Annotated in this window: 20 protein-coding genes; 14 read left to right on the top strand and 6 right to left on the bottom strand. The window is 68.7% G+C overall.

From position 1 onward, the window contains the following. The first annotated feature begins 83 nt into the window (after positions 1–83). The gene (locus OMP39_RS13975; RefSeq protein WP_264892377.1) at positions 84–1,067 is read left to right on the top strand and encodes an SMP-30/gluconolactonase/LRE family protein; all 984 of its coding nucleotides are present in this window, start codon (positions 84–86) and stop codon (positions 1,065–1,067) included. Positions 1,068–1,094: 27 nt separating this feature from the next. Here the strand turns inward: OMP39_RS13975 and OMP39_RS13970 are convergent, their stop codons facing one another. Next, positions 1,095–1,628 carry a DUF2062 domain-containing protein gene (locus tag OMP39_RS13970; RefSeq protein ID WP_264892376.1) on the bottom strand — a complete coding sequence of 178 codons (534 nt, stop codon included), beginning with the start codon at positions 1,626–1,628 and terminating at the stop codon, positions 1,095–1,097. A gap of 160 nt (positions 1,629–1,788) precedes the next feature. Between OMP39_RS13970 and OMP39_RS13965 the strand changes: the two genes are divergently transcribed. From OMP39_RS13965 to OMP39_RS13925, 9 genes are all read left to right on the top strand, one after another. Further along, complete coding sequence (locus OMP39_RS13965; protein ID WP_264892375.1) at positions 1,789–2,292, top strand: ATP synthase subunit I; 504 nt, start codon at positions 1,789–1,791, stop codon at positions 2,290–2,292. 19 nt (positions 2,293–2,311) lie between these two features. Continuing rightward, positions 2,312–3,196 carry a F0F1 ATP synthase subunit A gene (gene atpB / locus OMP39_RS13960; RefSeq protein WP_264892374.1) on the top strand — a complete coding sequence of 295 codons (885 nt, stop codon included), beginning with the start codon at positions 2,312–2,314 and terminating at the stop codon, positions 3,194–3,196. Positions 3,197–3,262: 66 nt separating this feature from the next. Next, positions 3,263–3,511, top strand: coding sequence for a F0F1 ATP synthase subunit C (gene atpE / locus OMP39_RS13955; RefSeq protein WP_264892373.1), 249 nt, complete (start codon positions 3,263–3,265; stop codon positions 3,509–3,511). 59 nt (positions 3,512–3,570) lie between these two features. Next, positions 3,571–4,041: a F0F1 ATP synthase subunit B gene (locus OMP39_RS13950; protein WP_264892372.1), complete on the top strand. Its 471-nt coding sequence runs from the start codon at positions 3,571–3,573 to the stop codon at positions 4,039–4,041. 2 nt (positions 4,042–4,043) lie between these two features. Next, a complete protein-coding gene (locus OMP39_RS13945) occupies positions 4,044–4,577 on the top strand; it encodes a F0F1 ATP synthase subunit delta (RefSeq protein WP_264892371.1) in 534 nt (177 codons plus the stop codon). 130 nt (positions 4,578–4,707) lie between these two features. Further along, on the top strand, positions 4,708–6,261 hold the full coding sequence (atpA, locus tag OMP39_RS13940; protein ID WP_264892370.1) for a F0F1 ATP synthase subunit alpha: 1,554 nt from the start codon (positions 4,708–4,710) through the stop codon (positions 6,259–6,261). Positions 6,262–6,279: 18 nt separating this feature from the next. Then, complete coding sequence (gene atpG / locus OMP39_RS13935; RefSeq protein ID WP_264892368.1) at positions 6,280–7,149, top strand: F0F1 ATP synthase subunit gamma; 870 nt, start codon at positions 6,280–6,282, stop codon at positions 7,147–7,149. A 50-nt stretch (positions 7,150–7,199) separates the two neighbouring features. Then, a complete protein-coding gene (gene atpD, locus OMP39_RS13930; protein WP_264892367.1) occupies positions 7,200–8,600 on the top strand; it encodes a F0F1 ATP synthase subunit beta in 1,401 nt (466 codons plus the stop codon). A 129-nt stretch (positions 8,601–8,729) separates the two neighbouring features. Continuing rightward, complete coding sequence (locus OMP39_RS13925; RefSeq protein ID WP_264892366.1) at positions 8,730–9,146, top strand: F0F1 ATP synthase subunit epsilon; 417 nt, start codon at positions 8,730–8,732, stop codon at positions 9,144–9,146. Positions 9,147–9,379: 233 nt separating this feature from the next. On the opposite strand, the gene OMP39_RS13920 is transcribed toward OMP39_RS13925, so the two are convergent. From OMP39_RS13920 to OMP39_RS13910, 3 genes are all read right to left on the bottom strand, one after another. Then, positions 9,380–9,886 (bottom strand): TPM domain-containing protein, encoded by a 507-nt coding sequence (locus tag OMP39_RS13920; RefSeq protein ID WP_264892364.1) that lies wholly within the window; start codon positions 9,884–9,886, stop codon positions 9,380–9,382. An 8-nt stretch (positions 9,887–9,894) separates the two neighbouring features. Next, complete coding sequence (locus tag OMP39_RS13915) at positions 9,895–10,827, bottom strand: TPM domain-containing protein (RefSeq protein ID WP_425340680.1); 933 nt, start codon at positions 10,825–10,827, stop codon at positions 9,895–9,897. A 63-nt stretch (positions 10,828–10,890) separates the two neighbouring features. Beyond that, a complete protein-coding gene (locus tag OMP39_RS13910; protein WP_264892361.1) occupies positions 10,891–11,493 on the bottom strand; it encodes a LemA family protein in 603 nt (200 codons plus the stop codon). A 193-nt stretch (positions 11,494–11,686) separates the two neighbouring features. Between OMP39_RS13910 and hemE the strand changes: the two genes are divergently transcribed. After that, on the top strand, positions 11,687–12,781 hold the full coding sequence (gene hemE, locus OMP39_RS13905) for a uroporphyrinogen decarboxylase (protein ID WP_264892360.1): 1,095 nt from the start codon (positions 11,687–11,689) through the stop codon (positions 12,779–12,781). A 334-nt stretch (positions 12,782–13,115) separates the two neighbouring features. Beyond that, on the top strand, positions 13,116–15,161 hold the full coding sequence (locus tag OMP39_RS13900; RefSeq protein WP_264892359.1) for a primosomal protein N': 2,046 nt from the start codon (positions 13,116–13,118) through the stop codon (positions 15,159–15,161). 49 nt (positions 15,162–15,210) lie between these two features. On the opposite strand, the gene OMP39_RS13895 is transcribed toward OMP39_RS13900, so the two are convergent. Then, entirely contained in the window at positions 15,211–16,170 is a 960-nt protein-coding gene (locus OMP39_RS13895) for an AEC family transporter (protein ID WP_264892358.1), read from the bottom strand. Positions 16,171–16,409: 239 nt separating this feature from the next. Here OMP39_RS13895 and OMP39_RS13890 point away from each other — a divergent pair, with 239 nt between their 5' ends. Continuing rightward, positions 16,410–18,470 (top strand): ATP-dependent helicase, encoded by a 2,061-nt coding sequence (locus OMP39_RS13890; protein ID WP_264892356.1) that lies wholly within the window; start codon positions 16,410–16,412, stop codon positions 18,468–18,470. 63 nt (positions 18,471–18,533) lie between these two features. Then, entirely contained in the window at positions 18,534–19,235 is a 702-nt protein-coding gene (locus OMP39_RS13885; RefSeq protein ID WP_264892355.1) for a lysoplasmalogenase, read from the top strand. Positions 19,236–19,239: 4 nt separating this feature from the next. Here OMP39_RS13885 and OMP39_RS13880 read toward each other — a convergent pair whose 3' ends face one another. Further along, a complete protein-coding gene (locus tag OMP39_RS13880; protein ID WP_264892354.1) occupies positions 19,240–19,785 on the bottom strand; it encodes a YceI family protein in 546 nt (181 codons plus the stop codon). Between the last annotated feature and the right edge of the window lie 8 nt (positions 19,786–19,793).

Below are 19,793 nucleotides of genomic sequence, written 5' to 3'. Positions count from 1 at the left end.
GAAAGCTGCTGCAGCCGGCATGCCCCTCGCATGTCGCCTGTGTCCCGACAGCCCCCGGCTTCGCATTCCACCGATCCCACCCCATGAACGTCCCCGCTTCCGGCTCCACCGCCTCCTTGCGCCGCGCCGCGCCCGAAGCCGCCCCACCGGAGGCCGTCAGCGTCGCCGTCGAACACGCCGCACTGCTCGGCGAATCACCCTTCTGGCACCCGCAGGAACAGGTCCTGTACTACTGCGACATCCCGGGCCGAAGACTCCACCGCTTCGACCCCGCGAGCGGCCATCTGGACGGTTGGGCGTTCGACACCGACGTGGCATGCGCCGTCCCGTACGCGGCGGGCGCTCTGGTGCTGGCACTGCGCGATGGCGTGTGGCAGTTCGACCCGGCCACCGGCACGGCGAGGCTGTGCGTGCCCGCGCCCTACGACCCCACGCACCAACGCTTCAACGACGGCAAGTGCGACCCGGCCGGGCGCCTGTGGTGCGGCACGCTCGACGAGACCCGGCAACCCCTGGGGGCCTTGTACTGCCTCGACCTCGATGGCCGCCTCACCGCGCGCGCCGAGGGCTGCACCACCTCCAACGGGCTCGCGTGGAGCCCCGACGCGCGCACCCTGTACTGGGCGGACACGCGCGCCCACACCGTCTACGCATTCGATGCAGATCCCGACACCGGACACATCGGCGAGCGTCGGGTCTTCGCGCAGTTCCCGGCCCGTGCGCAAGGGCAGCCGCTCGACGACTACCTGGGCCGGCCCGACGGCGCCGCGGTGGACGCCGAGGGCCACTACTGGGTGGCGATGTTCGAGGGCTCGCGCGTGCTGCGCCTGTCGCCCGAGGGCCGCGTCGTGCAGGAGATCCTGCTGCCCGTGCGTTGCCCGACGATGCCCTGCTTCGGCGGTGCGGACCTGCGCACGCTCTACATCACCACCGCACGCGAAAAGCGTCCCGCCGACGAACTCGCGCGGCAACCCTGGGCCGGCTGCGTGTTGCAGGTGCAAGTCGAGGTGCCGGGTTTGCCGACGAACGCCTTCCGCGGCGTGCTGGTGCCGCCGGCGGGAGATTGAAACCGAAGCGCCAGAGGCGGGCGGGCGTCAGCGCGCGCGGCGCAGCTCCCGCGCACGCAGGCGCCGCCACAGCCGCAGCCGCCAGAACAGCTTCACGCCCGCATAGCCGAGCACCGCGCCCACCACGCCAAAGATCGCCATGCCCACGAGCGCGGGCAGCCCCACCGTCTGGAGCCACATCAAGAGCCCCGCGCCTTCTTCGGGCGGTACCGCCGTCGCGGCACCGCCGACGAAGACGCTGCCCACCTGATAGGCCAGCCAGAGCCAGCCGCCCACCGTCAGCGGGTTGGTCACGAAAGTGATCGCGGCGGCAATCGGGATGTTGCCCCGCCACCAGACGCAGTGCAGCGTGGCGAACAAGATCTGCGCCACGGGCACCAGGAACGCCCAGAACAGGCCCACGGCCACACCCCGGGCCACCGACTCCGATTTCATGCGCCACAGCTCGGGCGCCGTGAGTTGCGCGGCCACGGGCTTGAGCCACTTCGACCGGGCCAGCTCGTGTCGCGTGGGCAGTTGCTCGCGCAGCCGCCTTGCCAGCAAGTCCTTCATCGATGCCATGGCACCTATGGTGTCACGAGGTTTCGCATCAGGGCAATGCGTTGCCGCGCGGCGCACCCGGGCGTCACGCGCAGGCGGACGCACGAGGGGGTAGCGGGACCGTGCGGGTTACCACGTATAATCCAAAGGATTTGCCGTAACCCGACCGGAACCGAACGCCATGACCGCCGATCCCGCGAAGGGAAGAACCGACGATGGCGCTCCCGATACGGGTGCAGATGCGGGCGCAGACCCGGAGTTCAAGACCCTGTCGCGTGAGGAAGCGCAGGCTCTGATGGCAAAGCACCCGCCGGTCTCACCGTGGCGGGTCGTCGCGGTGCAGGCCGCGGCGGGCGCGGTGGTCGCGGCCTTGTGGCTCGCGGCGACTGGCCGAGGTGGGGCGGCCTGGTCGGCCCTCTACGGGGCGGCGGCCGTGGTGCTGCCAGCGGCGCTGATGGCGCGCGGCATCACCAGGAGGCTTTCTGGGGCAGCGCCCGGCGCACTCGTGCTGGGCTTCTTGTTCTGGGAGGCCGTGAAGATTGCCCTGGCCGTCGCCATGCTGGTGGCGGCCGTCAAGATCGTGCCCGACCTCAGTTGGCCGGCTCTGCTGGTCTCGATGGTCGTGTGCATGAAAGTGAGTTGGTTGGCCCTGCTGTGGCGGGGTCGCGTGAAACAGACGTCATAGCGAGCGTTCGAGACACACGATGGCTGCCGAAGGACAAGGACCGACCCCGAGCGAATACATCCAGCATCACCTGCAGCACCTGCAGAACCGGGCGCAGGAGGGCATCGCCAATTTCTCGCTGAGCGAGCCGGTCTTCAAGCTCGACTCGCTGTTCTGGTCCATTCTGCTGGGCGTGCTCGGCTGCTTCCTGCTGTGGCGGGTGGCCAAGAGCGTCACCTCCGGCGTGCCCGGCCGCATGCAGGCCGCCGTCGAGTTCCTGGTCGAGATGGTCGACACCCAAGCCAAGTCGATCATCCACAACGAAGCCTCCCGCAAGGCCGTCGCGCCCCTGGCGCTCACCGCGTTCGTCTGGATCTTCCTGATGAACGCGATGGACCTGCTGCCGCTGGACCTCATCCCGCGCATCTGGGAGTGGATCTACGCCTCGGCCGGCGGCGACCCGCACCACGCCTACATGCGCGTCGTGCCGACCGCCGATCTGTCCATCACGCTGGGCCTGTCGATCACGGTGCTGCTGGCGTGCCTGTACTACAACATCAAGATCAAGGGCCTGGGCGGCTGGGTGAAGGAGCTCTTCTCCGCGCCGTTCCACGCGCACGGCATCGCCGCCGTGCTGCTCGCGCCGGTGAACTTCCTGCTGCAGATCATCGAGTTCCTCGCCAAGACCATCTCGCACGGCATGCGACTGTTCGGCAACATGTTCGCGGGCGAGCTGGTGTTCATGCTGATCGCCCTGATGGGTGCGGTGGGCTTCGCCTCGCTGGGCGGCGTCTTCCTGTGGATCGGCCAGGTCATCGCCGGTGCCGCCTGGGCCATCTTCCACATCCTGATCATCACGCTGCAGGCCTTCATCTTCATGATGCTGACCCTGGTCTATGTCGGCCAGGCGCACGACAAGCACTGATCGCCTGAAGTCAACGAGTTCCGCTTTTTCTTTCCGTCCGTCAACTACTCTCTCATAGGAGCAATCATGGAAAACGTGTTGGGTCTTGTCGCTCTGGCTTGCGGTCTGATCATCGGCCTGGGTGCCATCGGTGCCTGTATCGGTATCGCGCTGATGGGTGGCAAGTACCTGGAAGCGTCGGCCCGTCAACCCGAGCTGATGAACGAACTGCAGACCAAGATGTTCCTGCTGGCCGGTCTGATCGACGCCGCGTTCCTGATCGGTGTCGGTATCGCGATGCTGTTCGCCTTCGCCAACCCGTTCGTCGCCGCCTGATTCGACGTTTCTCGAACGTACTTTCCCAAGCAAAGTTCTAACCGAGAGAGGTCGAAGCCGTGAATCTGAACGCTACTTTGTTGGCGCAGATCGTCGTCTTCGCGATCCTCTGGTGGTTCACGATGAAATTCGTGTGGCCGCCGATCACGAAGGCGCTCGACGAGCGTGCCAAGAAGATCGCCGACGGCCTGGCCGCGGCCGACAAGGCCAAGCTGGAGCTGTCTGCCGCCAACAAGCGCGTCGAGGAACAGCTCGCCCAGACCCGTGACGAAGCCGCCAAGGTGCTGGCCGACGCCGAAAAGCGTGCGCAGGCCATCATCGAGGAAGCCAAGAAGCGGGCCGAAGACGAAGGTGCCAAGATCGTCGCGCAAGCCAAGGCCGAGGCCGAGCAGCAGATGGTCCAGGCCCGCGAGGCCCTGCGCGAGCAGGTGGCCGTGCTGGCCGTCAAGGGCGCCGAGCAGATCCTCAAGCGCGAAGTCAACGCCGGCGTCCACGCCGATCTGTTGAACCGTTTGAAAACCGAGCTGTGATCATGGCTGAGCTCGCAACCATCGCGCGTCCGTATGCCGAGGCCCTCTACGAGGTGGCTCGCACGCAGGACCTGAACCAGTGGGCGGCCCAGGTCGACGAACTGGCGGCCGTCGCGGCCAACCCGCAGCTGCGTCAGTTCGCCGACCATCCCAAGGTCACCGCCTCGCAGGTCTTCGACCTGATCGTGTCGGTGGTCAAGGTGCCGCTGGCCGACGGCGTGAAGAACTTCCTTCGCACCGTCATCGAGAACGACCGTCTGGCGGCCTTGCCGGCGATCGCGGAGCAGTTCCACGTGCTGAAGAACGAGGCGTCCGGTGTCTCCGACGCCACGATCGTCAGCGCCTTCCCGATCGAGCCGGCCCAGCTGGCCGATCTGGTGGCCACGCTGGAGAAGCGCTTCGGTCGCAAGCTGCAGGCCAAGGTCGAGGTCGATCCCGAGCTGATCGGCGGCGTGCGCGTGGTGGTCGGCGACGAGGTGCTCGACACCTCGGTCAAGGCCCGCTTGGAACGCATGAAGGTCGCGCTGACCGCCTGAAGGCGATCGGGCGTCGCGACCCGAGGTATGGGTGAGCCCCGGAGCCGTGTGGGCGCCGGGTCTTTCGGAGCCCCCGGGTTCCGGACAGCCGTTGCGGCCAGGTGGCCGAGGACGAGACTGGGAGCAAGCAATGCAACTGAATCCCGCAGAAATTTCTGAACTGATCAAGAGCCGCATCGAGGGTCTCGGTGCGGCGGCGGACATCCGCAATCAAGGCACCGTGGTGTCGGTGACGGACGGTATCTGCCGCATCCACGGCCTGTCGGACGTGATGGCGGGTGAGATGCTCGAGTTCCCGGCGGGCAAGGACGGCCAGCCCACCTTCGGCCTGGCGCTCAACCTCGAGCGCGACTCCGTCGGCGCGGTGATCTTGGGCGACTACGAGCACATCTCCGAAGGCGACACGGTCAAGTGCACCGGCCGCATCCTGGAAGTGCCGGTCGGCCCCGAACTCATCGGCCGCGTCGTCGACGCGCTGGGCCGCCCGATCGACGGCAAGGGCCCGATCAACGCCAAGCTGACGGACGTGATCGAGAAGGTCGCCCCCGGCGTGATCGCGCGCAAGTCGGTCGACCAGCCGGTGCAGACCGGTATCAAGGCCATCGACGCGATGGTGCCGATCGGCCGCGGCCAGCGCGAGCTGATCATCGGCGACCGCCAGACCGGCAAGACCGCCGTGGCGCTGGACACGATCATCGCCCAGAAGGGCCAGAACATGATCTGTATCTACGTCGCCATCGGCCAGAAGGCGTCGTCGATCAAGAACGTCGTGCGTGCCCTCGAACAGCACGGCGCGATGGACTACACCATCGTCGTCGCCGCCTCGGCCTCCGAGTCGGCCGCCATGCAGTACATCTCGGCCTACTCCGGCTGCACGATGGGCGAGTACTTCCGCGACCGCGGCCAGGACGCGCTGATCATCTATGACGACCTGTCCAAGCAGGCCGTCGCGTACCGCCAGGTCTCGCTGCTGCTGCGCCGCCCGCCGGGCCGCGAAGCCTTCCCCGGCGACATCTTCTACCTGCACTCGCGCCTGCTCGAGCGCGCCGCCCGCGTGAACGCCGACTACGTCGAGAAGTTCACCAACGGCGCCGTCAAGGGCAAGACCGGCTCGCTGACCGCGCTGCCGATCATCGAGACCCAGGCCGGTGACGTCTCCGCGTTCGTGCCGACCAACGTGATCTCGATCACCGACGGCCAGATCTTCCTGGAGACCAACCTCTTCAACGCCGGCATCCGTCCCGCGATCAATGCGGGTATCTCGGTGTCGCGCGTGGGCGGTGCCGCGCAGACCAAGCTCATCAAGAGCCTGTCGGGCGGTATCCGTACCGACCTCGCGCAGTACCGTGAGCTCGCGGCCTTCGCGCAGTTCGCCTCCGACCTCGACGAAGCCACCCGCAAGCAGCTGGACCGCGGTGCCCGTGTGACCGAACTGCTCAAGCAGCCTCAGTACCAGCCGCTGCCCATCAGCCTGATGGCCGCCTCGCTGTACGCCGCCAACAAGGGCTACCTCGACGACGTCGACGTCAAGAAGGTCCTGGCGTTCGAGCACGGGCTGCACCAGTACCTGAAGACCAGCCACGCCCAGCTGCTCGACAAGCTCGAGCGCGACAAGGCGATGGACAAGGACGCCGAGGCCGAACTGCAGGCTGCCATCGTGGCCTTCAAGAAGACCTTCGCCTGAAACTGAAGGAGTTCCGTCATGGCGGCAGGCAAGGAAATACGCGGCAAGATCAAATCGGTCGAAAGCACCAAGAAGATCACCAAGGCCATGGAAATGGTCGCCGCGTCGAAGATGCGCAAGGCGCAGGACCGCATGCGCGCGGCCCGGCCTTATGCCGACAAGGTGCGCAACATCGCGGCCAACCTGGCGCAGGCCAACCCGGAGTATAAGCCGGCGTTCCTGCGCAAGAACGAGGGCACCGGTCAGGTGGGCATGATCGTCGTGACCACCGACAAGGGCCTGTGCGGCGGCCTGAACACCAACATCCTGCGCGCCACGACGGCCAAGCTGAAGGAACTGGAGTCCCAGGGCCTGAAGTCGCAGACGGTCGCCATCGGCAGCAAGGGGTTGGGGTTCCTCAACCGCGTCGGCGCCAAGGTCGTCGCGCAGGTCACCCAGCTGGGCGACAAGCCCCACCTCGACCGCCTCATCGGGCCGGTCAAGGCGCTGCTGGACCAGTACGCCGAGGGCAAGCTGGATGCCGTCTACCTGTGCTACACGCGCTTCATCAACACGATGAAGCAGGAGCCGGTGGTCGAGCAGTTGCTGCCGCTGGCCGCCGACCGGCTGCAGGCCGACCAGGGCAGCCACTCGTGGGACTACATCTACGAGCCTGATGCCCCGACCGTCATCGACGAACTGCTCACCCGCTACATCGAGGCGCTGGTGTACCAGGCGGTGGCCGAGAACATGGCTTCGGAGCAGTCTGCCCGCATGGTGGCGATGAAGGCCGCGACCGACAACGCCGGCAACCTGATCAACGAGCTCAAGCTCGAATACAACAAGACGCGTCAGGCGGCGATCACCAAGGAACTGGCCGAGATCGTGGGCGGCGCGGCCGCGGTCTGACGCGGCGCCGGAACCGAAGGCATAACGAATACTGATTGAAGGAACGAAAAATGGCTCAAGGCAAGATCGTTCAGTGCATCGGCGCCGTGGTGGACGTGGAGTTCCCGCGCGACCAGATGCCCAAGGTGTACGACGCCCTGAAGATGGAAGGCACCGACCTCACGCTCGAGGTCCAGCAGCAGCTGGGCGACGGCGTGGTGCGCACGATCGCGCTGGGCTCCTCCGACGGCCTGCGTCGCGGCATGATGGTCACCAACACCGGCGCGCCGATCACGGTCCCGGTGGGCAAGGCCACGCTCGGCCGCATCATGGACGTGCTGGGTAACCCCATCGACGAGCGCGGCCCGATCGACCAGTCGCTGGCCAGCTCGATCCACCGCAAGGCCCCGGCCTACGACGAGCTGTCTCCATCGACCGAGCTGCTCGAGACGGGCATCAAGGTGATCGACCTGATCTGCCCGTTCGCCAAGGGCGGCAAGGTGGGTCTGTTCGGCGGCGCCGGCGTCGGCAAGACCGTCAACATGATGGAGCTCATCAACAACATCGCCAAGGCCCACTCGGGTCTGTCGGTGTTCGCGGGTGTGGGCGAGCGTACCCGTGAGGGCAACGACTTCTACCACGAGATGATCGAGTCCAAGGTCGTGGTGCCGGACAACCTGGGCGAGTCCAAGGTGGCGATGGTGTACGGCCAGATGAACGAGCCGCCGGGCAACCGCCTGCGCGTGGCGCTCACGGGCCTGACGATCGCCGAATCGTTCCGCGACGAGGGCCGCGACGTGCTGTTCTTCGTGGACAACATCTACCGCTACACGCTGGCCGGTACCGAGGTGTCCGCGCTGCTGGGCCGCATGCCCTCGGCGGTGGGCTACCAGCCGACGCTGGCCGAGGAGATGGGCAAGCTCCAGGAGCGCATCACCTCCACCAAGGTCGGCTCGATCACCTCGATCCAGGCCGTGTACGTGCCGGCGGACGACCTGACCGATCCGTCGCCGGCCACCACGTTCGCGCACCTGGATGCGACCGTCGTGTTGTCGCGTGACATCGCCGCGCTGGGTATCTACCCCGCCGTGGACCCGCTGGACTCCACCAGCCGTCAGGTCGACCCGAACGTCGTGGGCGAAGAGCACTACAACACCACCCGCGCCGTGCAGGCGGTGCTGCAGCGCTACAAGGAACTGCGCGACATCATCGCGATCCTGGGCATGGACGAACTGTCGCCGGAAGACAAGCTGGCGGTGGCCCGCGCCCGCAAGATCCAGCGCTTCCTGTCGCAGCCGTTCCACGTCGCCGAGGTGTTCACCGGCCAGCCGGGCAAGTACGTCCCGCTGAAGGAGACCATCCGCGGCTTCAAGATGATCGTGGGCGGCGAGTGCGACCACCTGCCGGAGCAGGCCTTCTACATGGTGGGCACCATCGACGAAGCCTTCGAAAAAGCCAAGAAGCTGCAGTAAGCGGCGCACACGGGCGCCATGCGTCGGTGCCCATCCTCAGCGGGCAGGAAGCCCGCTTCCGGTTGACGCCCAGCCTGGCACCCGTCTGCTTGCTTTCTGCACCTTCTCACACGCTAAGGATCAATCAGCATGGCCACGATTCATGTCGACGTCGTCTCCGCCGAAGAGTCCATCTTCTCGGGCGAGGCGAAGTTCGTCGCGCTGCCGGGCGAGGCGGGCGAGCTGGGCATCCTGCCGCAGCACACGCCGCTCATCACCCGCATCAAGCCGGGAGCGGTGCGCATCGAGCGGGCCGACACCGGCGAGGAGGAGTTCGTCTTCGTCGCCGGTGGCATCCTGGAGGTGCAGCCGAACGCGGTGACGGTGCTCGCCGACACCGCGATCCGCGGCAAGGACCTGGATGAGGCCAAGGCGGCCGAGGCCAAGCGTCTGGCGGAAGAGGCGATGAAGAACGCCAAGAGCGACATCGACTTCGCCCGCGCGCAGAGCGAGTTCGCGGTCATGGCCGCTCAGCTCGCGGCGCTGCGTCGGCTGCGCCGCAAGTAAGCCGGCCGATCCGGCACGCCGCCCTGGGGCCACCTCGGGGCGGCCACCCGAACACGCCCGCCTCTGGCGGGCGTGGTGCTTTCTGGGCGGCTCACGCGACGCGTGCGTCATGGGGGCAGCCATGGATCAGATGCAACTCCGCGTGGTGCTTTCTGGGCGGCTCATGCGACAGCGTGCGTGCCCGCAGCGGGCGGGGCGGGGCTGCGCAGCCCCATGGGCGGCCCCATCGCAGTTCATTGCAGGTGAGGCACGTCGGGCAGTTCGTTCGGGTTCTCCGCTCCCGCGGCCGCGGGGAAGTGCTGCACCAGCAGGGCCGTCACGGCGTCCACGGCCGCGTTCAGCCCTTCCTCGAAGCGCCCTGCGCGAAACGCCCCCGACATGCCCTGCACGATGTCGTCCCAGGTGCTCTGAGGCACGCGGCGCGCCAGACCGCGGTCGGCGATGATCTCGATCCGGTGCTCGGCCAGCAGCAGGTAGATCAGCACGCCGTTGTTGTGCTCCGTGTCCCACACGCGCAGCTTGCCGAACATCTGCACGGCGCGCTCGCGGGCGGTCGCGCCGCGCCACAGGTAGCTGAAGGGCAGGCCCGCTTCGACGCACACGCGGATCTCCCCGGTGTGCCGGCGTTCGCTGGCTTCGACCCGGCGGGCCAGCCGCTCGAGGGCGTCGGCTCCCAGCGCGCGCAGCGCGTCGCGGTCGTCGAGCCAGCGGTGTTTGAGGATGCGCCAGAGCCGGTTCATCGTGCGTCTCACCAGTCGCCGGAGGCGCCACCGCCCCCGAAGTCGCCGCCGCCGCCGGAGGAGAAGCCGCCGCCACCGCCACCGCCCCCCCAGCCGCCCCCGCCGCCCCAGATGATGGGCGGGCCGCCGTGGTGCCCTCGCCGCATGCGGCTGCCGGCCGCGGCGCCGGTGCCGAGCACCAGCGTGAACAGCCAGGCGAACAGCGCGACACCGAGGGCGATCGCCAGGCTCGCGGTGAACCACCACCCGAGCACGCCGACGGCCCCGCCGGTCGCCACCGAGCCGAGCTTGCGCCCGAGCAGCCCGGTGAGGACCGCGCTGATGACGGGAGCACCGACGAGCAGGAAGATGAGGAGGTCCGACCACTGCGTGCCTTCGTCGGCCCCAGCGGGGCTGCCGGAGGGCGCGGGCAAGCCCTCCCCGCGGAGGAGCCCGGCGATCCGGTCGATGGCCTGGTCGAGCCCGCGGTGGTAGTCGCCGGCGCGGAAGGCCGGCACGATGGCCTGATCGATGACGCGGCGGGCCATGAGGTCGGGAATGGCGCCTTCGAGGGCCTTGGCGACCTCGATGCGCACGCGCCGGTCGTCCTTGGCGACGACGATCAGCAAGCCGTCGCCGACCTCGCGCCGGCCGATCTTCCAGGTGTCGGCCACGCGGTGGGCGTAGGAGGCGATGTCCTCGGGCGCGGTGCTCGGTACGATCAGCACGACGATCTGGCTGCCGAGCTCGGTCTCCAGGGCCTGCAGTTTGGCCTCCAGCGCGGCGCGCTGCCCGGGCGTCAGCGTGGCGGTCTGGTCGATCACACGGGCGGACAGGGGCGGCACGGCGAGCACGTCCTGCGCGAAGCCGGGCGGCGCGAAGGCCGCTATCAGCGTGGCGAAGAGCGCGCCGAGGAGCGCCCGTGCGAAGTCGAGGCCGTGGACGGGCCCGCGGCGGCGCATCGCGTGCCCGATGACCTGAGCGACCCAGGCGCCGCACATGCCCGCGATCCCGAGGACGAGACTTCAGCGCGAGGCGCCGAAGTCGACCTTCGGCGGGGCGGAGATGGCCGCCTCGTTGGCGACGTTGAAGTTGGGCTTGGGCTTGTAGCCGAACACCATCGCCGTGAGGTTGGTGGGGAAGCTGCGCGCCAGCACGTTGTACTCCTGCACCGCCTTGATGTAGCGGTTGCGCGCGACCGCGATGCGGTTCTCGGTGCCTTCGAGCTGGATGCGCAAGTCCTGGAACCCCTGGTTGGCCTTGAGGTTGGGGTAGTTCTCGCTCACCGCGATGAGCCGCGACAGCGCGCTGGACAGCTCGCCCTGCGCCTGCTGGAAGCGATTGAAGGCCTCCGGGTCGTTGAGCGTCTCGGGCGAGACCTGGATGGAGGTGGCCTTCGCGCGGGCCTCGATGACGCGGGTGAGCGTCTCCTGCTCGAAGTTGGCTTCGCCCTTGACGGTGCTGACGATGTTGGGAATGAGGTCGGCCCGCCGCTGGTACTGGTTGAGCACTTCGGACCAGGCGGCTTGCGTCTGCTCGTCGAGCCGCTGGAACTCGTTGTAGCCACAGCCGCTGAGCGCGAAGACCGCGGCGAGCGCGACGAACCAGGACCACCAGTTGCGTTTCATCGAGGACTCCTTGAGCACGGAAACCTGGACGGCGGGCGCCACGTGCGGCACGTCGCTCCCGAACACCGACATCCAGATGCGTGCATCATGCCCGAATTCAACCGCCGCGCAATGACGGGTTGTGTCGGGCGGCGCGCCGGAGCGCGCGGGCTTCAGGCCGAGGGCGGGGTGGGCGTCTCTCTACAATGCAAAGATGTTTGCCCCCCTGCAGAACGACTGTCTGCTGCGCGCGCTGTTGCGCCAGCCCACCGAGTACACGCCTGTCTGGCTGATGCGCCAGGCGGGGCGCTACCTGCCCGAGTACAACGCCACCCGCGCGCGAGCGGGCAGCTTCATGGGGCTCGCCACCGATCCGGGCTACGCCACCGAGGTGACCCTGCAACCGCTGGAGCGCTACGCGCTCGATGCGGCGATCCTCTTCAGCGACATCCTGACCGTGCCCGATGCGATGGGGCTGGGTCTGCGCTTCGAGGCGGGCGAGGGCCCGCGTTTCGAGCGTCCGGTGCGTGACGAGGCCGATGTGGCGCGCCTGGCCGTGCCCGACCTCGAGCGTCTGCGCTATGTGTTCGACGCCGTCACGAGCATTCGGCGCGCGTTGCAGGGGCGAGTGCCGTTGATCGGCTTTTCCGGCAGCCCGTGGACCCTGGCGTGCTACATGGTGGAAGGCCGCGGCTCGGACGACTACCGGCTGGTGAAGACGCTGATGTATCGCCGGCCGGACTTGATGCACCGCATCCTGCAAGTCAACGCCGACGCGGTGGCCGCCTATCTGAATGCGCAGATCGAAGCGGGCGCGCAGGCGGTGATGATCTTCGACTCGTGGGGCGGGGTACTCGCCGACGGGGCGTTCCAGCGTTTCAGCCTGGCGTACACGCGGCGCGTCCTGCAGCAGCTCAAGCGCGACCAGGACGGCCAGGTCGTGCCGCGCATCGTGTTCACCAAGGGGGGCGGCCAGTGGCTGGAGGAGATCGCGGCCCTCGAGGCCGATGCGGTCGGCGTGGACTGGACCGTCCACCTCGGGCGCGCACGCCAGCGGGTGGACGACCGGGTGGCATTGCAGGGCAACCTCGATCCCGCCGTGCTGTTCGCCGAGCCGCAGCAGATCCAGACCGAGGCCGAGGCGGTGCTCGACAGCTTCGGCCCGCCCGAGCGCCCGGACGGGCGCTGGGGGGGGCACGTGTTCAACCTGGGGCACGGCATCAGCCAGTTCACGCCGCCCGAGCACGTCCAGGCGCTGGTGGAAACGGTGCACCGGCACTCGCGCACCCTGCGGCGCGAGAGGGGATGAAAGACCGTGTGCCTACTGGTGCAAACCCGTGAAGCCGACGAACGGGGCTTGACTTATCCCCAATTGGGGTGATCCAGCTCTGCTGCACCGCAATTGTTGCGCTGTAACATGAGCCGGCACGAAAGTACCGCTAAGTCGTTGATTTTACTAGGTTTGCCTCGTTGCTTCGTAGGTGGGCAATCCAACGGCCGGGCAGGCAGCACAAGGATTTAGGGCTCGTTTGCGCAGCTTGCCCACAAAGTTTTCCACAGGTTTGGTGGATAGCTGGAAAAGCGCAAGAGAATCAACTGCTTACGCCTGGAAGTTCAGACGGCGGCAGAAGTCACGGGGCTAAATGAGCGAGTCGTACCTGGTGCATGTGGCTGTGGAGGCGCCGCAACACAGCGCGCTGTCCGGCCCGCTCACCTACCGCGCCACGCACCCGTGGCCCGCGGGCAGCGTGGTGCAGGTGCCGCTCGGCCGCCGCGTGGTCTGCGGCATCGTCTGGGGCGCGGCGCCCGAGGCGGCGGCCGAGGAAGGCGCCGGCCTCGCCTTGCGCGACGTGCACAGCGGCCTGGCCGGGCTGCCGCCCCTGAGCGACGCCTGGCGCGCGCTCGTGCAGTTCGCCGCCGGGTACTACCAGCGCGGGCTCGGCGAGGTGGCGCTGGCGGCCCTCCCGCCTGAGCTGCGCAAGCTCGACGACAAGCAGCTCGCCCTGCGGCTCAGGCGGGCGCAGTCGATGAGCCTTGTCCCGCAGGGCGGTGAGCCCGAGTTGCCGCCCCTGACGCCCGAGCAGCAGGCGGCGCTGGACGGGGTGGACCATGGCGGGGTGAGCCTCCTGCACGGCAGCACGGGCAGCGGCAAGACCGAGGTGTACCTGCGCCTCGTGGCGCGCACGCTCGCGGCCGGCCGTCAGGCGCTGGTGCTGGTGCCGGAGATCAACCTCACACCTCAGCTGGAGGAGCGGTTCTCGGCGCGCTTTCCGGGCCGGCGCATCGTCTCGCTCCACAGCGGCCTCACCCCGGCGCAGCGGCTCAAGCACTGGCTCGCGGCCCACCTGGGATGGGCGGACATCGTGCTCGGCACGCGCATGGCCGTCTTGACGCCGCTGCCCCGGCTGGGGCTGGTCGTGGTCGACGAGGAGCACGACCCCTCGTACAAGAGCCAGGAAGGCGCGCGCTACTCGGCACGCGACCTGGCGGTCTACCGCGGCAAGCTGGAGCAGGCGGCCGTGGTGCTCGGATCGGCCACCCCGTCGCTGGAGTCCTGGTACCACGCGCAGCGGGGCCGCTACCGGCGCCTGGCGATGCCCACGCGCATCGGCGGTGCCGCGCTGCCGACGGTGCGGTTGATCGACATGAACCACGTCCCGCGGGAGGTGGCGCGCACCTCGGCGCTCTCACCCGCGCTGCTCGCGGCTCTCGGGTCGCGGCTCGAGCGCGGCGAGCAAGCCCTCGTGCTGCTCAACCGCCGCGGCTACGCGCCGGTGCTGCACTGCCCCGACTGCGGCTGGAAAAGCGGGTGCGCGCACTGCAGCGCGTGGCGGGTGTTCCACCGCATCGACCGCACCCTGCGCTGCCACCATTGCGGCGCGTGCGAGCGCGTGCCGCGCGCGTGCCCCGACTGCGGCAACCTCGACATCCAGCCGCTGGGCCGCGGCACCGAGCGGCTGGAGGAGCAACTGGCTGCCGCCTTGCCCGGCGCGCGCATCGCGCGCATCGATGCCGACACCACCCGGCACAAGGGCTCGCTGGAAGCCCAGCTCAGCAGCGTGCATGCCGGCGAGGTGGACGTGCTGGTGGGCACGCAGATGCTCGCCAAGGGCCATGATTTCCGGCGCGTGACGCTCGTGGCGGCCCTCAACCCTGATGCGGCGCTCTTCAGCAGCGACTTTCGGGCGGGCGAACGCCTGTTTGCCTTGCTGATGCAGGCGGCGGGCCGGGCCGGGCGCGAGGCGGCCCACAGCGCCGGCAGCGAGATGCTCGTGCAGACCTGGCATCCGGCGCACCCGCTCTACCAGGCTCTGCGCGCGCACGACTACGCCGCGTTTGCCGCTCGTACGCTGGAGGAGCGGGAGATGGCCGGTCTGCCGCCCTACGCACACCTGGCGCTGGTGCGCGCCGAAGCCCGTACGCAGGAGGCCGCGCAAGCCTGGTTGCTGGCCGCAAGCGAGCAGGCCGAGCGGCTGCCCGAGAAGGGCGGGGTCACGCTCTACCCGCCGGTGCCGAGCGCGATCGCGCGGGTGGCGGACGTCGAGCGTGCGCAGATGCTGGTGGAGTGCGAGTCGCGTCCGGCGCTGCAGCGCTTTCTCGCACAGTGGGTGCCCGGCCTGCATGCCTTGCGCGCCGAACACAAAGGGGTGCTGCGCTGGGCCGTGGACGTGGACCCCCTGGCGATCTGAGGGCTCGCCTGCACAGAGGCTCCCCTGCTCGCCGGGGAGGGGCGGGGGTTCACCCCCGCTCGACGCCGAACAGCCGCACCGCGAACGAGAAGCTGAGGAACGCCAGGGCGGTCGTCCACAGGATGATGCGCGCGATGCGCCCGTTGTCGGCGCCGTAGCGTTCGGCCAGCAGCGAGACGTTGCTCGCCGAGGGCAGCGCCGCGGCCAGCACCAGGATGCCCAGCGCGAAGCTCTCCAACGGCAGGCCCGCCTGCACGAACATCAGCCCCAGTGCGAGGACCAGGGCCGGGTGGACGAGCAACTTGACCAACACCACCGGCACGATGTCGCGCGCCGGGGTGCGGGTGTGCGCCGCCTGGTTGGAGCGCCAGAGCACGGCCCCGATGGTGAAGAGTGCCACCGGCGTGGCCGAGTCGCCCAGCAACTTGACGATCTGCATCACGGGCTGCGGCAGCGTCCACTGCGTGACGGACACCAGCGCGCCCAGGGCGATGGACCAGGGCAGTGGGTTGCTGAGCGCCCCGCGCAGCGCCTTGTCGAGGCCCTCGCGCCAGTGGCCGGCGCCCTCGCTTTGTGCCAGCGCCAGGCACAGCGAACTGGTGAAGAAGAGGTCGGCCAGCACCGTCATGATCACGGGCCCCGCGGCGCGGTCGCCCGCCAGCGCCACCAGCAGGGGCACGCCCATGAAGCCGGTGTTCGGGAAGGCCGCGATCAGCGCACCGAAGGCCGAATCCTTGAGCCCCAGGCCCGAGGCCAGGCTGTGGGTGGTGGTGACGAACACGACCAACAGCGCCGCGCCGATCCACAACGCGAGCCACACGGGATTGAAGAGCTGCCCGATCGGGGTGCTCGCGCCGAAGCGAAACAGCATGCACGGCAGCGCGAAGAAGAGCACGTAGGCGTTCAGGCCGGGGATGGCGGCCTCGGGCAGCACCCGGCGCTGGGCGGCGAGGTAGCCGCACAGCACCAGCGCGAAGAAGGGCAAGGTGACCTGGAAAATCGCTTGCATGCGCGCGGGAGTATCGCAAGCCGCTGCGCGCATCCGGCTGAACGGGCGCTGAAAGCATCCGACGGGCGCCCGGCAGGCACGCCGGAGGGACCCTTCGCCGACTCTGCACGCCGGGGCCCCCGAGCGGTTGGCTATCATGGCGCGCTCGCCGGCCGCCCGGGCTTTCGGGCGTGGCCGACCGTCTCTCGCACGACCGTCGGCTGGCCCGACGGTCTTTGTCGTCCCGTCTGGCTGCCCACGTGTCCACTCCTGCCACCCTCAACCCCGCTCAGCTCGAAGCCGTTCACTACCTGCAAGGGCCTTGCCTCGTGCTGGCCGGCGCCGGCTCGGGCAAGACGCGAGTCATCACGCACAAGATCGCGCGGCTGTTGCAGGCCGGCTACGAGCCCCAGCACATCGCGGCCATCACCTTCACGAACAAGGCCGCCGAGGAAATGCGCGAGCGCGCCCGCGACCTCGTCGGCCCCCGCGCGGCCAAGCCCCTGGCGATCAGCACCTTCCACTCGCTGGGGGTGCGCATGCTGCGCGAGGACGGCGAGCGCGTGGGGCTCAAATCGCAGTTCTCCATCCTCGACAGCGACGACGTGCTCTCCATCCTGCGTGATGCAGGCGGCACGACCGACGCGGCGCAGGCCAGGCGCTGGCAATGGGCGATCAGCCTGTGGAAGAACCAGGGCCTCGACGCGGACCAGGCCGAGGCCCAGGCCGAGGACGACGAGCGGCGCATCGCCGCACGCGTGATGAGGCTCTACCAGGAGCGGCTCGCGGCCTACCAGGCGGTGGACTTCGACGACCTGATCGGCCTGCCGCTCAAGATGCTCGAACGCGACCCCGAGGCCCGCACCAAGTGGCAGGGCACGCTGCGCTATGTGCTGGTCGACGAATACCAGGACACCAACGCCGTGCAGTACGAACTGCTCAAGGCGCTGGTGGGCGAGCGCGCGATGTTCACCGCGGTGGGCGACGACGACCAGTCCATCTACGGCTGGCGGGGGGCGACCATCGAGAACCTCAAGCGCTTGCCGCAGGACTTTCCGCAGCTCAAGGTCATTGCGCTGGAGCAGAACTACCGCTCCACCGGCCACATCCTGCGCGCGGCCAACAACGTCATCGCGGCCAACCCCAAGCTGTTTCAAAAGAAGCTGTGGAGCGAGTTCGGCGACGGCGAGCCGGTGCGGGTGCTGGAGTGCGACAACGAGGAACACGAAGCCGAGCGGGCGGTGGCGCGCATCCAGGCGATCCGCGGCAACGCCGGCATGTATGGCGGCCAGGTGGAGTGGAGCGACTTCGCCATCCTGTACCGCGCCAACCACCAGGCGCGCGTGTTCGAGCAGGCCCTGCGCAAGGCCAACATCCCGTACAAGGTGTCGGGTGGGCAGAGCTTCTTCGACCGCGCCGAGATCAAGGACCTGTGCGCCTGGCTGCGCCTGTTGGTGAACAACGACGACGACCCGGCCTTCCTGCGCGCGGTGACGACGCCCAAGCGGGGCATCGGCCACCAGACGCTCGCGCAGCTCGGCGAGTTCGCGTCGAAGTGGAAGGTGAGCCTCTTCGAGGCGCTGTTCGCCGATTCGCTGGCCAGTGCGGTGAGCGCCAGAGCGATCGGCTCGCTGCATGAGTTCGGCCGCTATGTGAACGATCTCGAGTACCGCTTTCGCCACACCGCGGGGGCCGAAGATGCCAAGCCCGCACTGCTCGAGTGGCTCAAGGAGATCGGCTACGAGCAGCATCTGTACGACGGCGAGGACAACGAGAAGCTCGCGGCCAGCCGCTGGCAGAACGTGCTCGACTTCATCGACTGGGTGGCGCGACGTTGCGGCGGCGAGATCGACAACGAAGGCGGGCTCACCACCGAGACCGAGAAGAAGACCATCCTCGAAGTCGCGCAGACCATCTCCGTCATCCTGAGCCTGGCCGAGCGCGGCGGCGACACCAACGTGGTGACGCTGTCCACCTTGCACGCCTCCAAGGGGCTGGAGTGGCCGCACGTGATCCTCGTGGGCGTCAACGAGGGGCTGCTGCCTTTCAAGGGCGAGGACGAGGAGATGACGCCGCAGCGCCTGGAGGAGGAGCGGCGCCTCATGTACGTGGGCATCACCCGCGCGCGGCGCACGCTGGCGGTGAGCACCTTGCGCCGCCGCAAGAAGGGCCGCGAGTTCGTGCAGGGCCTGCCCAGCCGCTTCATCGCCGAGATGCGCTTGCACGAGGCCTCCGGCAAGGAGGACCCGCGCGAAAAGCTCAAAGCGCTGCGCGCCGAACTTGCCGCACGCGCGGCGGCCAAGGCGCCGGCCGAGGGGTGAGCCCCGCACGCCGAGAGAAACCCCAGGTGACGGCGCGTACCCCGGACGGCAGACTCCGCCGGCATGGACACGTCCGCTTCCCTCACGTCGGCGCCACGGCCGCTTCGCTGGCTGGGCGCGCTGTACGCCCTCAGTGCCTTGGCAGCCATCGCTGCGGCCAGTGATTGGCTTCCCGGTGCATGGTTCTGGGTGCTCAAGCCGCTCACGACGGCGCTGCTCATCGCGCACCTCGCGCGCCACGAAGGCCCCGACCGCGCGTTGCGCCGATGGGTGTTGACGGGGCTCGTCTTCTCGCTGGCCGGAGACACCGCGCTCCTGTGGCGCGAAGGGTTCACCGTCGGGCTGGTGTGCTTTCTCGTGGCGCATCTGGCCTACATCGTCGCCTTCACCCGCCACGTGCGGCTGCTGGCGCGGTGGGAGCCGTTCGTCTTCTACGGCCTCGTGGCGGCCGGCGTCCTCACCCATCTGTGGGCCGGCGTGCCCGGCCCCTTGCGCGTGGCAGTGATGGCCTATGTGATGTGCCTGGTGGCGATGGCCGCTCAAGCCGCCGTATGGGCCTGGGTGGCGCGCCCCACCCCGGCGCTGCGCCCGGCAGCCTGGGCCGCTGTGGGCGGGGCGCTCTTCGTGGCCTCCGACAGCCTGCTGGCCATCGACCGCTTCACCCACCCGCTGCCGTGGCGCGACGTGTGGGTGTTGGGCACGTACTGGGCGGCGCAGTGGTGCATCGCCAAGTCGGCCCTGCGGCACTCGATGCGGCAGCCCTGAGGCCCTATTGCCGCACCCCTTCGGCCTGCACGCGCAAGACCACTTCGTCGGCCACGAAAGGCAGGGCCACGTCCATGCCCACATCGCTGCGCCGCATGCGCCCCTCGAAGTCGCCGCCGCACACCTCTTTGCGCCACAAAGGGTTGGTGTAGCACCCGAAGCGCACGGCCCGGAGCGTGAGCCCGATGGAGCGGCCCTTGAGGGTGAGTTCGCCCGTCACCGTCTGCAGCTGGCCTGCGGCATCGAACTCCAGCCGCTCCGCAACGAACCACGCGGCGGGGTGATCGGCCGTCGCAAACAGATCGCGTTCGCGCAAGCGAGCGTCGAAAACCGGCACACCCGTGTGCAACGTTCGCACATCGATCTCCACGGCCACCCGCCCGCGCCGCGCAGCCCGGTCGATCTCCACGTCTCCGCCGAGGGACGCAAACCGACCGCGCAGCGTCGAGGTGCCGAAGTGCAGCACCTCCCACGTCACACTCGTGTGGGTCGGATCGAGCCGATAGCGCACCGGCTCCGCGCGAGCGGTCCCGAGCAAAGAGAACCCCAAGGGGCACT

This window comes from Schlegelella aquatica (assembly GCF_026013905.1).
GTDB lineage: Bacteria > Pseudomonadota > Gammaproteobacteria > Burkholderiales > Burkholderiaceae_C > Caldimonas > Caldimonas aquatica.
This window is presented reverse-complemented; position numbering and strand designations above follow the sequence as displayed.

Excerpts from the sequence above, each read along its gene's own strand:
- OMP39_RS13975 (WP_264892377.1), top strand. The coding sequence starts at position 84 with ATGAACGTCCCCGCTTCCGGCTCCACCGCCTCCTTGCGCCGCGCCGCG.
- OMP39_RS13970 (WP_264892376.1), bottom strand. The coding sequence starts at position 1,628 with ATGGCATCGATGAAGGACTTGCTGGCAAGGCGGCTGCGCGAGCAACTG.
- OMP39_RS13965 (WP_264892375.1), top strand. The coding sequence starts at position 1,789 with ATGACCGCCGATCCCGCGAAGGGAAGAACCGACGATGGCGCTCCCGAT.
- atpB (WP_264892374.1), top strand. The coding sequence starts at position 2,312 with ATGGCTGCCGAAGGACAAGGACCGACCCCGAGCGAATACATCCAGCAT.
- atpE (WP_264892373.1), top strand. The coding sequence starts at position 3,263 with ATGGAAAACGTGTTGGGTCTTGTCGCTCTGGCTTGCGGTCTGATCATC.
- OMP39_RS13945 (WP_264892371.1), top strand. The coding sequence starts at position 4,044 with ATGGCTGAGCTCGCAACCATCGCGCGTCCGTATGCCGAGGCCCTCTAC.
- atpA (WP_264892370.1), top strand. The coding sequence starts at position 4,708 with ATGCAACTGAATCCCGCAGAAATTTCTGAACTGATCAAGAGCCGCATC.
- atpG (WP_264892368.1), top strand. The coding sequence starts at position 6,280 with ATGGCGGCAGGCAAGGAAATACGCGGCAAGATCAAATCGGTCGAAAGC.
- atpD (WP_264892367.1), top strand. The coding sequence starts at position 7,200 with ATGGCTCAAGGCAAGATCGTTCAGTGCATCGGCGCCGTGGTGGACGTG.
- OMP39_RS13925 (WP_264892366.1), top strand. The coding sequence starts at position 8,730 with ATGGCCACGATTCATGTCGACGTCGTCTCCGCCGAAGAGTCCATCTTC.
- OMP39_RS13920 (WP_264892364.1), bottom strand. The coding sequence starts at position 9,886 with ATGAACCGGCTCTGGCGCATCCTCAAACACCGCTGGCTCGACGACCGC.
- OMP39_RS13915 (WP_425340680.1), bottom strand. The coding sequence starts at position 10,827 with ATGCGCCGCCGCGGGCCCGTCCACGGCCTCGACTTCGCACGGGCGCTC.
- OMP39_RS13910 (WP_264892361.1), bottom strand. The coding sequence starts at position 11,493 with ATGAAACGCAACTGGTGGTCCTGGTTCGTCGCGCTCGCCGCGGTCTTC.
- hemE (WP_264892360.1), top strand. The coding sequence starts at position 11,687 with ATGTTTGCCCCCCTGCAGAACGACTGTCTGCTGCGCGCGCTGTTGCGC.
- OMP39_RS13900 (WP_264892359.1), top strand. The coding sequence starts at position 13,116 with ATGAGCGAGTCGTACCTGGTGCATGTGGCTGTGGAGGCGCCGCAACAC.
- OMP39_RS13895 (WP_264892358.1), bottom strand. The coding sequence starts at position 16,170 with ATGCAAGCGATTTTCCAGGTCACCTTGCCCTTCTTCGCGCTGGTGCTG.
- OMP39_RS13885 (WP_264892355.1), top strand. The coding sequence starts at position 18,534 with ATGGACACGTCCGCTTCCCTCACGTCGGCGCCACGGCCGCTTCGCTGG.